Below are 14,849 nucleotides of genomic sequence, written 5' to 3'. Positions count from 1 at the left end.
CTAGGAGCAAGATAAATTATCGATGACATACGCGCAAAGCTTTAAGTTCCCCTGTCGTTTCAGGTAGAATTTGGTGGTTTTAGCCGTCAATCAGGGATTGGGTTATGAGTGACCAGCAAGTAGATAACAGCAAACGGCGATTCCTGCTGATCGCCACGGGCGTTGCCGGAGCGGTAGCAGGGGCGGGTGTAGCCACGCCTTTTATTGCCAGTTTTTTTCCTTCCGAGCGAGCCAAGGCTGCGGGTGCCCCCGTAGAATTGGATATCAGTAAGCTTGAACTGGGCCAACAAGTGACCACCGAATGGCGGGGTAAACCAGTTTGGGTTGTGAAACGCACCCCAGAAATGCTGGCGAACTTACCAAAGCTCGATAGCAAACTAACGGACCCAACATCTGCAGCCAGTGAGCAGCCAGAATACTGCAACAACGCTGCCCGCTCGATTAAACCCGAAATTTGGGTAGCACTTGGCGTCTGTACGCACTTGGGCTGTTCGCCAACCTTCCGCCCTGACCTGGCCCCTGCCGATCTAGGCCCAGAATGGTTAGGTGGATTTTACTGCCCATGTCATGGCTCCAAATTCGACCTCGCTGGCCGCGTGTACTCTGGCGTTCCAGCTCCGAAAAACCTCGTCATTCCACCGCACAAATACATTACTGAAGCGCGGTTAATGATTGGTGACGATAAATAGAGGCCTGACCCATGAGCAAAGCACAAGAGATGGGCCAACAGGCCCTCAACTGGGTGGATGAGCGTTTCCCGCTGACCTCCACCTGGAAAGCACACATTTCCGAATACTACGCACCAAAAAACTTTAACTTCTGGTACTTCTTCGGCTCATTGGCGATGCTGGTATTGGTGATTCAGATTGTCACCGGTATTTTCCTCACCATGAACTACAAGCCAGATGGCTCCTTCATTCCAGGTACTAATATTTCGGTCGCCTTTGCCTCAGTCGAATACATCATGCGTGATGTGGCGGGCGGCTGGCTGATTCGCTATATGCACTCTACCGGCGCATCGATGTTCTTTGTGGTGGTTTACCTGCATATGTTCCGTGGCTTGATTTATGGTTCTTACCAAAAACCACGTGAGCTGATCTGGGTATTTGGCATGATGATTTACCTCTGTCTGATGGCTGAAGCTTTCCTTGGCTATTTGTTGCCATGGGGCCAAATGTCATTCTGGGGCGCACAGGTTATTGTGAATCTGTTTAGCTCTCTGCCTATTATCGGGCCAGATCTATCCGTACTGATTCGGGGTGACTTTGTGGTGTCTGATGCCACGCTTAATCGCTTCTTTGCCCTGCATGTGATTGCACTGCCGCTGGTACTGCTGGCACTGGTTGTCGCCCACCTTGTGGCCTTGCACGAAGTAGGCTCTAACAACCCAGACGGCGTAGAAATTAAGAAGAAGAAAGACCCAAAAACGGGAATTCCACTCGACGGTATTCCTTTCCACCCTTATTACACCGTGAAAGATATTTTCGGCGTATCCGTGTTCCTAGCCGTATTTAGCGCCATTATCTTCTTTGCGCCAGAAATGGGAGGCTACTTCCTTGAGCACCCTAACTTTGATCCGGCTGATGCACTGAAAACCCCTGCGCATATCGCACCGGTTTGGTACTTCACCCCTTTCTACGCCATCTTGCGTGCCGTGCCGTCTTTCCTTGGCACACAAGTTTGGGGTGTATTGGCGATGGGTGCGGCAACCATGATTATTGCGGCGCTGCCTTGGTTAGATAAATCTCCGGTTAAATCGATCCGCTACCGTGGCCCAATTTACAAAACCATGCTCACGCTATTTGTGATTGCCTTTATCGGCCTTGGTATCTTGGGTGCACTGCCTTCAACCAATGTCCGTACCGTCATCGCACAGGTACTGTCGGTGGTTTACTTTGTCTTCTTCTTGGGGATGCCTATCTATACCAAGATGGATAAAACCAAGCCGGTTCCTGACCGCGTAACGATGCACTAAGGGGAGGACGACATGAAAAAAACACTCAATACTCTGCTGTTCGCCCTATTAGCCAGCGTTAGCTTTGCTAGCCAAGCCAATACCGATGTGCATTTGGATAAAGCGCCGATTAATCTGCGCGATACCGAAAGCCTGCAGCGTGGCGCACAAACCTTCGCTAACTACTGCTTGTCCTGTCACGGTGCGGTAGCCATGCGCTACAACCGCCTGCAAGACATCGGCCTGACCGAAGACCAAATCAAAGCCAACCTGATGTTCCCTACGACAAAAGTAGGGGATTTGATGAAAGTGTCGATGCAAGCCAAAGACGCTAAGGTTTGGTTTGGTGCTACCCCACCTGATCTATCGGTGATTTCTCGCTCACGTGGTGCAGATTATCTCTACACCTATCTGCGCAGCTTTTACCGTGACGACACCCGCCCTACGGGTTGGAATAACCTGACTTTTGATAAAGTCGGCATGCCAAACGTCTTGTGGGATTTGCAAGGTCAGCAGATTTTAGAAGTTAAAAAAGAAGGCGAGCACGAGCATAAAGCGCTCAAACTCGTTAAATCAGGTAGCCTTACCAAAACCGCAGAAAATGGCGAATTCGATCAAACCGAATTCGACCATCGTGTGGCTGATCTGGTGAACTATATGGTTTATATGGGCGAGCCAGCTCAGGTTAAGCGTGAGCAAATTGGCTACGGCGTACTACTATTCCTGCTGTTCTTTATGATTCCAATCAGCTATCTGCTGAAGAAAGAATACTGGCGCGATATTCATTAATCGCAAGCTGCACAATAAAAAGCGGAGGGGAAACCCTCCGTTTTTTTATGGGCGCAATCCAGCACGCCCCAAAAACAATATAAACAATAATTAACATAATCAGATCACTGTTTATTTATATCTAAGCATGCAACTCTCTATCCCACTCATCAACCGCCTCAAATAAAAAAACAGTAAGAAATAGCTGATGATGTCTCTTGTTCAACACCGCCTATGTAAATAAAATTTTTAGAACCACACTCTGTGTTTTATTTTGTAGGGCGGGTGAAACCCGCAAGCAATACTCAATCAATACTCGGGTTTCACCCACCAGGCGATATTTATACTGAAGGTAAGCAAGAAGCATAATCAGGTATATTCATTTAAAATAAAAAATAAATTTACTTACAGAAAAAGAAAACTTCAGACAACTGGCAAGCAAAATTTACCTATGGTTCTATAAAGGTTAATGCAAGGAAAATTATTGATTAACAATATATTTAGTAAATAAGAGCCGTCACTACGGCCACTATTGCTATTGAAAGGTTTTTTTAATTTGCGCTCGCACGAGGATGGAGCCATGGCAAATGTAGCAACTATTCTGAATATCTGCGATAACGATAAACAGCTAAAGCTGAGTTCTACGTTATTAAGCACAGGTGGCTACACTATTCTTGAGACCAACGACGCCGAACAGGCATTCCAAACCTGCCCAGAAGCTATCAACCTTATCATTCTGCATGACCCAGAAATATCCCTATGCAGCAGGCTACAAAATTCCCTTAATACCCGTCACATACCGCTACTTTTACTACAACACGCCTCCTCTTCTACTGAAATAACCGGCAACAATACATCACGGCTGATTACATTGAACTGGCCCTGCAGCGCCGCGACATTAATCACAGCGGTAGAGCAGCTGCTCACTCAGCACTCTCACCCTCCCGTCACAAAGCTGCCTGCGCCACCCGCCGAAATCAGTGCGCCGCAACCGCTGGAGCTCTTCAAGCGAGCAGTAGACTCCTCCACCAATGCCGTCATGATCAGCGATTCGCTCTCAGCATCCCACCTGGTTCTTTACGTCAATCCGGCCTTTGAAAGAATAACGGGGTACCCTGCAGAGGAATTTATTGGCCAGAATGGTCGGCTACTGCTCGGCAATAAACTGGACCAGCCTGAGCTAGAAATGATACGTCGTACCCTGCGGAATCACGCTACAGGCCATGCGATACTGCAATGCTTTCGTAAAGACGGCACGCCCTTTGCCAACGAATTATTTATTGCCCCTCTACTAGATGAAAAAGGTAAAACCAGCCATTACATCAGCATTTTTAATGATGTCAGTGAAAGACTGCGCAACGAAGCTCAGCTCGCTCAGCTGGCTACTCACGACCCGCTAACAGGGCTGGCAAACCGTGCACTGCTCAACGACAGGCTGGCCCGTGCTATTACCCGTAGTCAGCGCTATGGCAGCATTGCTGCTATCTTGCTTATTGATCTAGACCGCTTTAAAAATGTTAACGACAGCCTAGGGCATGCGGTCGGTGATATTTTACTCAAGCTGGTTGCCACTCGGCTGGAATCACTGATGCGTGCAGGCGATACAGTCGCCCGCATGGGGGGCGATGAATTTGCGATCGTTACGGATCTGGCAGCACAAGAAGACGCCGCCACCGTGGCCAGAAAAATACTCAACTCCCTCGCCAAACCTTGCAGCATTGGCGACAACGAATTATTTGTCACCGCCAGCATAGGCATCAGTTTTGCCCCCGAAGATGGCATGGATACGGATTCACTTTTGCGCCGTGCCGATGTCGCCCTCTATCAAGTCAAAGAAAACGGCCGTAATCATTTCCGCTTTTTTGCCCCAGAAATGAACCAGAAGGCCAGCCGAATTCTAGAAATGGAATCCGCACTGAGAAATGCCCTGCTACGCAATGAATTTGAGCTGTACTACCAGCCCAAAATAGACCTTTTCTCTGGGGCACTGGTCGGGGCGGAAGCCTTAATCCGCTGGCAGCACCCGATACTGGGGCAAATTCAGCCCAGCCAGTTCATTCCCTTTGCCGAAGAATCAGGCCTTATTTTACCAATTGGAGAATGGGTATTAAATGAAGCCTGCCAGCAGGCAAAGAAATGGCAGGAGAAATGCCCTATTTCAGTGGCAGTTAATTTATCAGCACTGCAATTCAGACAAGATAATATTGTAGAGATCATTACAGAGGCCCTAAATAGGGCACAGTTAAATAGTAAATATTTAGAATTAGAATTAACCGAATCCGTCGTCGTGCAAAATTTAGACGCTGCCATTGTTTATTTAAAACGCCTCAAACAACTGGGTGTATCGCTGGCCATGGATGACTTTGGCACGGGTTATTCCAGCCTCAGCTATTTAAAACAATTCCCTTTTGATACTTTAAAAATAGACCGCTCATTTATTCAGAATGTCATTACCGAGCCTAATGATGCCATGATCGCCATTGCCATTATCAACATGGCGCACAGCATGCGCTTAAATGTGGTGGCGGAAGGCGTTGAAACCGAGAGCCAGCTGCACTTCCTACACCGCCAGAACTGTGATCAGATTCAGGGCTATTACTTCTCTAAGCCGCTAACAGCCATAGATTTTGACCATTTCATTAGCGAAGTCAGGCAGCGCCCCTTGCAAAACACAATCTCAGAAAAAACACAGCGTAGCCTGCTGCTAGTCGATGATGAGCAAGACATTCTTAATGCCCTAAAACGACTATTTCGCCGTAGCGGCTATATTATATATACCGCCACCTCAGGGGTTCAAGCGCTTGAATTACTTGGGCGGCACTCCATCAACGTTATTATTTCAGACCAGCGCATGCCCAATATGAACGGCTCAGATTTTCTACACCGAGCCCGTGAACTTTACCCACATACCGTGCGGATTATGCTTTCTGGATATACCGAACTCAATACGCTTACCGATGCCATCAATAGTGCAGGTATTTTCAAATTTCTGACCAAACCTTGGGAAGACGAAGACCTGTTAGAAGAAATTCGCCATGCATTTACCTATTTTGAGCAAAAAACCAATACTCATAAGCCATCTGACCATTATGAGTGATTGTTTAAACGTAGCATCCATCTTCTAGGGAGTTCGATGATGGCTATATTTCATTACTGGAAAAGAATAAGTTTACAGAGCCGGTTCTACATTTTGCTGCTGCATTGCTTAATAGGCACTTTAATCTATGGCTATATAGCCCTTCATTCCGCAGATGGTAGCCTGCCAATCGATGCCGCAAAATTAAGAATGACTGGTGTTTTTATTGCTACATTTATCAGTGCATTAGTGCTTATTTCACTACTAAGCCACAGCGTTACCCAAGCCATGTCGGATATTTATGAAGGTCTAAATCAAATCAATGATCACCATGACTGGAATATGCGCCTAAAAGTCTATGGTAACGATGAATTCAGCAAACTGGCCGACCAACTTAATTATCTGTTTGCTAATATGGAACAACTTGATCAAAGAATAAAAGCAAAAACCATCCATCTAGAAGAAATGAATAAGCAGCTACGTGATGAAGTAGAAAACCGACAAAAAATAGAAATGCAGCTAGAAAAAAAGACCGAAGCACAGGCTTTATTAATTGAGCGTCTGGGAACAACACAAATCCAGCTGGCACAGGCGGAGAAAATGGCCTCAATAGGCCAGCTTGCAGCGGGAGTTGCCCATGAGATTAACAATCCCATCGGGTTTATCAGCTCCAATTTGAACACCCTCAATGACTACAGTATTAAATTAGTTTCTGCACTTGACGAGTATAAAAACACAGATCATATAGATGATGAAATAAAAAGTGCCATCATCAAAAAAAATGACCTGACCTTTATATTTGAAGACTTGCCTGATCTAGTTAAAGAATCAAAAGATGGTTTAGAAAGAGTAAAAGTCATTGTCAGAGATTTAAAAGACTTTTCTCATGTCGACTCAGGGGAATGGAGCGCAGTTGATATTAATAAAGCCATAGATAACACCATTAACATGGCAAAGAATGAAATAAAATCAAAAGCAGAAATAACTGTCGATTATGCCGTACTGCCAAATATAGAAATAATAGGCTCTCAGTTTAATCAAGTTATTTTAAATTTGCTCATCAATGCTGCACAGTCCATCAATTCCTTCGGAAAGATACTGATACGCACTCGTTTACACGAAAATAATATTTATGTTGATATTAGAGATAATGGCAGCGGCATTTCTCCGGAGCATCTCACTCGGATTTTCGATCCTTTTTTCACCACCAAACCTGTGGGCAAAGGTACCGGCTTGGGTTTATCTCTTGCATTTGGTTTAATGAAAAAAATGCATGGTGAAATCAGTGTTAGAAGTGAAATAAACAAAGGCAGCTGCTTTACTTTAAGAATACCTGTAAATGCAATGGAACTAAATAAATCAGAAGTCATTTAAATGTTATTTATTCATTTATAGCTATTTAATATATATCAATTAAAGGTTGCACTATGAGCACTCCTATTTTAATCAGTAGTGTATGCGCCCAATTGCCTTTGCCTGCTTGGCAAAAAGACGCTTCTTTATGCTATTTATGGGCCAACTCTGCATGGCAGAGCTTTGCTCAGAACAATACTGAGGAGTGGCAGGGAAAATATGATAAAGATCTATTTTCAGATCATATTGCCAAAATGATAGAAAAAGGTGACCTGTTCAGTTTTAACAATGGCGTCACCAATGAAGAAATCACATTAAAAGGCAAAAATGGCCAAGAAAAAACCATGCAGCTCCACCGGATTCCTCATTATGACAGCGATGGAAAAATAATGGGAATAACCGCACTAGCCATAGATATCAGCTATAGCAAACTGCTGTTACAACAAATGGAAAACATGATGTCTGAAATGGACATCCAAAGAAATGCACTGAATACCAATGCTCTGATTGCAATTACCACTGATAATGGCCGCTTTGTCTATGTCAGCAAACCATTTTGCCAGCTTACCGGCTATTCAAAAAAAGAATTATTAGCGCTCACACGCTTTGAAATTGGCCTAGTCCCTGATGAAAACTTTTCCAGATCATTACAGGCTTTAAAACCTTTACAGGCACTACAGTTTGAAACCTGTACAAAATCAAAAACCGGTGAAGATTACTGGCTAGAAACAATGCTGGTACCTATGGATACGTACGATGGGCAAATAAAAAACTACTATGAAATAAGTACCAATATTACTGCCAGTAAACATCGTGAAGAAACGTTAGAACACGAGGTAAAAATACGTGTTGAAGAATCACAAAGAAATACCATTGCCATAGAAAAAAGAAACTCAGAACTGCTGATACTTAATGATCAGCTGCGCAATGTTCAGAATCAGTTGTTACAGTCAGAAAAGATGGCATCTATCGGGCAGCTTGCTGCAGGTATTGCTCATGAAATTAACAATCCTATTGGCTATGTCAGCTCTAACCTTGGGGCATTAGTTGGCTATTTAACTGACATTTTTGGTTTAATAGATAAATATGAATCCATATTTCACCCTCATATGGAAGAGCACTCTATACTAGCTAAAGAACGAAAAAACATAGATTTTGATTTTATAAAAGAAGACATTAATTCATTAATTAATGAATCAAGAGAAGGCATAAAAAGAGTTAAAAATATTGTACAAAATCTAAAAGACTTTTCTAGAACTGACTCTAATCAAACATGGGAATATGCAGATATTCATTCCGGAATTAACAGCACGCTTAATATCGTTCAAAATGAAATAAAATACAAAGCAGAAGTTATTCGAGAATATGGAGACCTACCGCTAGTTAACTGTGTTATTTCACAGCTTAATCAAGTTTTTTTGAATATGCTGGTTAACGCCAGCCATGCTATTGAAAAACAAGGAAAAATATATATCCGCACACGCTGCGTCGATCAGCAAGTATGTATTTCGTTCAGCGATAATGGTAAGGGCATTGCCGCCGAACATGTAAACCGGATTTTTGATCCTTTTTTTACTACCAAGCCCATAGGCCAAGGCACGGGACTCGGTTTGTCACTCTCTTATGGAATCATTCAGGAACATCATGGCCGAATTGAGGTGCGCAGTGTGCTTGGCGAAGGGACCACTTTCGATATCTGGCTACCAATTCAGCAAGAATGAATTATAAAAAGAATAATCATCACGGCTGAGTGTATTTTTTGTCACTTTTTTTAAGCCAACCACACGCTGTTAATCAAGGTTCTAAAAAGGATAAATCGTGCAAGCAAGTATTCATCCCGAAACAGCGGAGCCGCCGGTAGAACATGGCTTTACCGTGCTGTGTGTAGACGATGAAGTTAATATTCTTGCTGCACTACGTCGTTTGTTACGCAAAACCGGCCATACGGTTTTAACTGCCGAAAGCGGTGCAGCAGGCTTGCTTATTCTGGCGCAGGAAAAAGTAGATCTAATTATTTCAGATATGCGTATGCCAGAAATGACAGGTGCGGAGTTTCTAGCCAGCACACTTGATTACTGGCCGGATACCGCCCGAATTTTACTCACCGGCTATGCGGATATTCATTCGACCATCGATGCCATCAACAAAGCGCGCATTAATCGTTATGTCTCTAAGCCATGGGACGACGAAGAAATGCTGCGCATTGTTGATGAGGCCTTGGCGATAAAACGGCTAGAAAAAGAAAAAGCTCAGCTGAATATAGTGGTAATCCGCCAAAATGAAGAACTACAAAAGCTCAATAACTCATTGGAAAGCCAAGTTAAAGTCCGCACTGCCGAATTAGAACTCACCATGCTGGAATTAAACGAAGTACATGAAAAGCTAAAAAAAGGTTTTATTACTTCGATCCGAGTATTTGCTAATTTAATGGAAATGCGGGCCGATAAACTAGCTGGGCATGCTCGAGTGATTGCCGATCTAGCGCGCCAGATTGCACGCCAGCTGAAACTGGCTGAAGCGGAAGTGCAAGACACCTTTATCGCTGGTCTACTTCACTCCATTGGTAAAATTGGCCTGCCTGATAGCCTGCTCGCTAAACCCTATGTTGAAATGAATTTGCAAGAACGCAATGTCTATGGCACCTATCCCAGCAAGGGCCACGCCGCACTGATGGCCTTAGAGCAATTACAAAACGCCTCACAAATCATACGCAGCCAGCACGAACGTTACGACGGTCTGGGCTTTCCAGATAAGTTAGGTGCCGCCGAAATTCCACTAGGAGCAAGAATTTTAAGCTTATGCCGTGATTTTGAAGCACTACAAGCTGGCTTTCTAACTGGCAAACCTATGCCAAGACACGAGGCCATCAGCAATATAGAAAGCGGCAGTGGCAAGCGTTATGACCCCAAAATTGTCGAGGCTTTCTGCTCTGTCGTTGCCAAGCCAGAAAACACACCAGACATCAAAGAGCTGCGGATAAAAAGCAAAGATTTAAAACCACTCATGATTCTGGCCCGCGATTTAATTGCCTCAGGCGTTATGCTGCTGGCCAAAGACCATGTGCTAGATGAGCGACTAGTCAACCATATCCGAGCATTTGAACTTGCCGATAGCAGCAGCTTAGACATTTACATTCAGGTGAAATAATGGCGCATATCCTTCTAGTCGACGATGAGGCCAATATCCTTTCCTCGCTAAAACGCACGCTCAACGCCAAGGATGAATTTGACGGTACGTCGCCCAACTACACCATCCACACCTTTACAGATGCCAGAGCCGCCCTACTAGCCAGTGAAACACAGGAGTACCAGCTGGTTATTTCCGACTATCGCATGCCCGATTTAGATGGCGTGGCCTTCTTGACTGATTTTCGCTATCGCCAGCCTGACTGCGTGCGCATTATTTTATCTGGCATGACCGATCTGGCGGGGCTTGTACTGGCCATTAACGACGTCGAAATTTATCGTTTTTTAAGCAAACCATGGCACGACTTTGAGCTGCGCTCTACGGTAGGCGGAGCATTACGCTTTCAGAAACTGTGCGTAGAAAACCAGCGGCTAGCAGATGAATTAAGGCTAATTCGTAGCCAATCAAAAGAAAAAGACGACGAGCTAAAACGCCTAGAAGACGCCATGCCAGGCATTACCCGAGTGAACTGGGGCCCCGATGGCTCGGTGATGATTGATGAAGTGTGAATCTTATCGTGATTTAACACTCTAAGCGGCCTATTTCAAACAAATTAAGCTTTTGGAACAAACAACATTAATCATTTAAAATCAGTAACTTATAGTCGTATTCTGGATTAAACTCACCAAACTGCGTAGAATGCTGCAATTCATATACTTTTGCAGAGATCCGTCGCCATGATGAAGCTATATTCCGGTACATCCTGCCCGTTCAGTCACCGTTGCCGTATTGTTCTGTTTGAAAAAGGCATGGACTTCGAAATTATCGATGTTGATGTACATAGCAAACCAGAAGATTTAGCAATAATGAACCCGTACAACGAAGTACCTGTGTTGGTTGAGCGCGATCTTACTCTGTACGAATCTAATATCATCAACGAGTATATCGACGAGCGTTTCCCACATCCGCAGCTCATGCCAGCAGATCCAGTAATGCGTGCCCGCGCCCGTTTAATGCTGTTTAACTTTGAACGCGAGCTATTTATCCACGTTAAAACACTGGAAACCAGCGGCACTACCAAAAAAGAAATGGAAAAAGCGCGCACGACCATTCGCGATAACCTGACCCAAATCGCGCCTTTGTTTGCTAAGCAAAAATTTATGTTGGGTGAAGAGTTCTCTATGCTTGATGTAGCAATTGCTCCATTGATCTGGCGCTTTGAGCACTACGGTATTGAAGTCACTAAGGCACTTGCTCCAATTATGAAATATGGCGAACGTCTGTTTAGCCGCCAAGCATTTATTGATTCGCTGACTGCGAACGAAAAAGCAATGCGTAAGTAAATGCTTGTTGGGAGTGTGAATTTGTAGGGCGGGTAAAACCCGCCGTTTTTAAGCTTATTGCAGCTAAATCTGGCGGGTTTTACCCGCCCTACTTATGAACAGGAATAGGGAGTCAAGCGTTGTCTTCCCCCTCTCCCTTTTTAAAAAGGACAAATCATGCAAACTGTCTCTACCAAACCTTATTTGATTCGTGCCTTGCATGAATGGTGCTCAGACCACGCTTACACACCCTATTTAGTTGTGCGAGTGATGGGCAAAATGCAAGTGCCAATGGAACACGTTAAGAATAACGAAATTGTGCTGGATATCAGCTACAACGCCACGCATAACCTCTCGATTGGTAACGATTACATCAGCTTTTCAGCACGCTTTAGTGGCGTTTCCCGTGAAATTTTGGTGCCAATTGGCTGCGTGGTTTCAATTTTCTCCAGAGAAAATGGCGAGGGAATGGGCTTTGAATACGAAGGTACTCATGAAATAGAGCCAGAAGACACCCCACCTACCGATACCCCTCCCCGCCCAACTGGCAAGCCGCAGTTGCGCGTTGTAAAGTAAAGAAATCCCACCACAGCGGTGGGATTTTTTTTGCCCACGCGGATGCGCAGAGTGGGTAAAAAAACTTGCCCCTCCTACAAATGCTTAATGTAAAGTGCCTATGAATCGACAGACTTCTTCATACACTCCTAAAATGAAACGCCATGCGCCGCTTACTGCTGATTGCCTTATTTATGAGTCCTATCGTCAACGCCTATCAAACTCCCCCCGCTGAACTGCAAGCCTTAGTCGATGCACCTCGCGGGCCGTTGTTTCGCCTTGGGCCCAAGCACGGCACCGCGCTATTGCTCAGCCTGCCCGGTTTACCCAGCATTGCCGATGTAGCCCAGCCAGAATTAAAACTTGCGGGGCTGCGGCTAAACCCAAAAATGCGCAGCCAGAGCCGCTTTGATTTTGCTAGCGGTATCAGCCTCTTAGATATTAAAACCGGCCAAAGCCGCGCGGTAAGTGGCCTGCCTAAGGATGCACGCATTGCCGACACCGCTTGGTCGGCCAATGAGCACTGGGTGGCATTTAGCCGCTGGGGTAATCAAGGCGTGGAGCTATGGTTGCTGGATATTGCTAATGCCAGTGCCAAGCAGCTAATCAAAGAACCGCTCAATACCAGCAGCAGCGCGGGTTTCAGCTGGCTTAGCGCTAGCGAGCAATTACTGGTGCAGCTAGCACCCGCAAGCAGTGCTCCTACCGCCCCCGCTACACCAACCGGCCCCAATACCCAAGACAGCCAGCCAGGCAGCAAAAGCCAAATCCGCACCTACCCTGATATGCTAAAAACACAGGCAGATGCAGATTTGCTCGACTGGCACTTACAAAGCCAGCTAGCCACCGTGAATTTAAATGGCGAGATCAAAAAAATCGCCAAACCGCTCACCCTGCTCGCCGCCAGTGCCTCGCCTGATGGGCAACTAATTTTCACCCAATCTTTACGCCGCCCCTATTCCTACCTGCTTCCAGTGTCTTATTTTCCGCAGACTTATGAAGTATGGAATCGCCAAGGCAAGCTTATCAAAACCATTGCAGAGCGACCTTTGCAAGACCGCATCCCACCTGGCAATGACGCCGTGGCCAGTGGCCCGCGTGATTTTGCATGGCGAAACGATCAGCCAGCCACTTTAACTTGGCTAGAAGCCCAAGACGGTGGCGATCCAAGTAAAGAAGCGAACATCCGCGACACCCTCTATCAACAGGCCGCACCGTTTAATGCCCCAGCCCAAAAACTCATCGATTTAGCATGGCGCGGCGCTTCTGTAGTGTGGGGCGACGATCATCTGGCAATTATTGAAGAAAGCTGGTGGAAAACCCGTGATACCCGCACTTGGCGCATCCAGCCTGGCCAGCCTGAGCAAATGCCCGAGCTACTCTTTGCCCGCAAATCTGAAGACCGCTACGCCGACGCGGGCGATCCGGTGACCAGCAAAAACGCCTACGGCCAGAGCGTGATCAAACAAAATGGCGATGCCATTTATCTCATCGGCGAAGGTGCTGGCCCAGAGGGCGACCGGCCCTTTTTAGACCGCTACTCTCTAGCCAACAAAAAATCTACGCGGCTATGGCAATCTCAAGCACCGTATTACGAAGCCCCGCTTGCCATACTGAGTGATGCAGAATTTATCAGCAGCCGCGAAAGTACAAGCGAGCGGCCCAATTTTTATTTGCATACTGGCGCCACAGTACGGGCGCTCACCGCTTTCCCACATCCCACCCCGCAGCTTAAGGATGTGCAAAAGCAGAAAATTCAGTACCCACGTGCCGATGGCGTGCAGCTAGACGCCACGCTGTATCTGCCCGCTGGCTACAACGCTAAGCAAGATGGCCCGCTGCCGATGCTGATGTGGGCCTATCCGCGCGAATTTAAAAACGCCCAACTCGCCAGCCAAGTGCGCGAATCGCCTTACCGCTTTAACCGCATCAGCTACACCGGCCCGCAAGCCATGCTGGCCCGTGGCTACGCCGTGCTGGATAACCCCGCCATGCCGATTGTGGGCGAAGGCAAAACCGAACCCAACGATCACTATCTGCCACAGCTAAAAATGAATGCCGAGGCGGCGGTGGATGCGGTAGTGAAATTAGGCGTGGCCGATCGCAATAAAATTGCCATTGGTGGCCATAGCTACGGCGCATTTATGACCGCCAATCTGCTAGCCCATACGCGGTTATTTAAAGCAGGCATCGCCAGATCTGGCGCATATAACCGCACGCTCACCCCGTTTGGCTTTCAGTCCGAAGACCGCAGCTTTTGGGAGGCCAAAGACGTATATCAAGCCATGGCACCGTTTAACTACGCCGACCAAATCAAAGACCCGCTGCTGTTTATTCACGGCGAAATGGACAACAACTCCGGCACCTTCCCCATCCAAAGCGAGCGCATGTACCAAGCACTACAAGGACTAGGTACCAGAGCGCGCTTAGTCATGCTGCCCAACGAAAGCCACAGCTACCGCGCCCGCGAATCCATCATGCAAATGCTGTGGGAACAAGATCAGTGGCTAGAGAGATATTTAAAAGCCCAATAATGCAAAAAGCCCATCGTAGAGTGAACTGCACCCCAAAAGTTGGACACCCGTCCATTTTTGGGGTGTTTTTATGTCCAAGTACACAATGCAATTCAAACTTACTGCCGTTCAGCAATATTTAACGGGCGAAGCAGGTATTAAAACGATCACCAACCAACATG

11 protein-coding genes are annotated in these 14,849 nt (G+C 46.2%); all 11 read left to right on the top strand.

The window, feature by feature from the left end; genetic code table 11:
• Nucleotides 1-104: 104 nt before the first annotated feature.
• The 11 genes from petA to Q0R17_RS09205 all read left to right on the top strand — a co-directional run bounded on the left by petA (nt 105) and on the right by Q0R17_RS09205 (nt 14,688).
• Nucleotides 105-689: a ubiquinol-cytochrome c reductase iron-sulfur subunit gene (gene petA, locus Q0R17_RS09255; protein ID WP_293934330.1), complete on the top strand. Its 585-nt coding sequence runs from the start codon at nt 105-107 to the stop codon at nt 687-689.
• An 11-nt stretch (nt 690-700) separates the two neighbouring features.
• Entirely contained in the window at nt 701-1,975 is a 1,275-nt protein-coding gene (locus Q0R17_RS09250; RefSeq protein ID WP_308446356.1) for a cytochrome bc complex cytochrome b subunit, read from the top strand.
• A 12-nt stretch (nt 1,976-1,987) separates the two neighbouring features.
• Complete coding sequence (locus Q0R17_RS09245) at nt 1,988-2,743, top strand: cytochrome c1 (RefSeq protein WP_293934327.1); 756 nt, start codon at nt 1,988-1,990, stop codon at nt 2,741-2,743.
• Nucleotides 2,744-3,302: 559 nt separating this feature from the next.
• Nucleotides 3,303-5,819 (top strand): EAL domain-containing protein, encoded by a 2,517-nt coding sequence (locus tag Q0R17_RS09240; RefSeq protein ID WP_293934326.1) that lies wholly within the window; start codon nt 3,303-3,305, stop codon nt 5,817-5,819.
• A 36-nt stretch (nt 5,820-5,855) separates the two neighbouring features.
• Nucleotides 5,856-7,172, top strand: a complete 1,317-nt coding sequence (locus Q0R17_RS09235; RefSeq protein WP_293934324.1) for an ATP-binding protein — start codon at nt 5,856-5,858, stop codon at nt 7,170-7,172.
• A 53-nt stretch (nt 7,173-7,225) separates the two neighbouring features.
• The gene (locus Q0R17_RS09230; RefSeq protein ID WP_293934322.1) at nt 7,226-8,872 is read left to right on the top strand and encodes an ATP-binding protein; all 1,647 of its coding nucleotides are present in this window, start codon (nt 7,226-7,228) and stop codon (nt 8,870-8,872) included.
• A 97-nt stretch (nt 8,873-8,969) separates the two neighbouring features.
• Nucleotides 8,970-10,298, top strand: coding sequence for an HD domain-containing phosphohydrolase (locus Q0R17_RS09225; protein WP_293934320.1), 1,329 nt, complete (start codon nt 8,970-8,972; stop codon nt 10,296-10,298).
• Nucleotides 10,298-10,846 carry a response regulator gene (locus tag Q0R17_RS09220; RefSeq protein ID WP_293934319.1) on the top strand — a complete coding sequence of 183 codons (549 nt, stop codon included), beginning with the start codon at nt 10,298-10,300 and terminating at the stop codon, nt 10,844-10,846. The genes Q0R17_RS09225 and Q0R17_RS09220 overlap by 1 nt, the downstream gene beginning before the upstream one ends.
• 168 nt (nt 10,847-11,014) lie before the next feature.
• Nucleotides 11,015-11,620, top strand: a complete 606-nt coding sequence (locus tag Q0R17_RS09215) for a glutathione S-transferase N-terminal domain-containing protein (RefSeq protein ID WP_130106349.1) — start codon at nt 11,015-11,017, stop codon at nt 11,618-11,620.
• A gap of 156 nt (nt 11,621-11,776) precedes the next feature.
• Complete coding sequence (locus tag Q0R17_RS09210) at nt 11,777-12,175, top strand: ClpXP protease specificity-enhancing factor (protein ID WP_293934318.1); 399 nt, start codon at nt 11,777-11,779, stop codon at nt 12,173-12,175.
• 143 nt (nt 12,176-12,318) lie between these two features.
• Complete coding sequence (locus tag Q0R17_RS09205) at nt 12,319-14,688, top strand: S9 family peptidase (protein ID WP_293934316.1); 2,370 nt, start codon at nt 12,319-12,321, stop codon at nt 14,686-14,688.
• Nucleotides 14,689-14,849: the final 161 nt, after the last annotated feature.

The sequence above is a fragment of the Iodobacter sp. genome, from assembly GCF_025352645.1.
Classification (GTDB): Bacteria; Pseudomonadota; Gammaproteobacteria; order Burkholderiales; family Chitinibacteraceae; genus Iodobacter.
The sequence above is the reverse complement of the archived record's forward strand: the minus strand, read 5'-3'. Positions and strand labels throughout refer to the sequence as shown.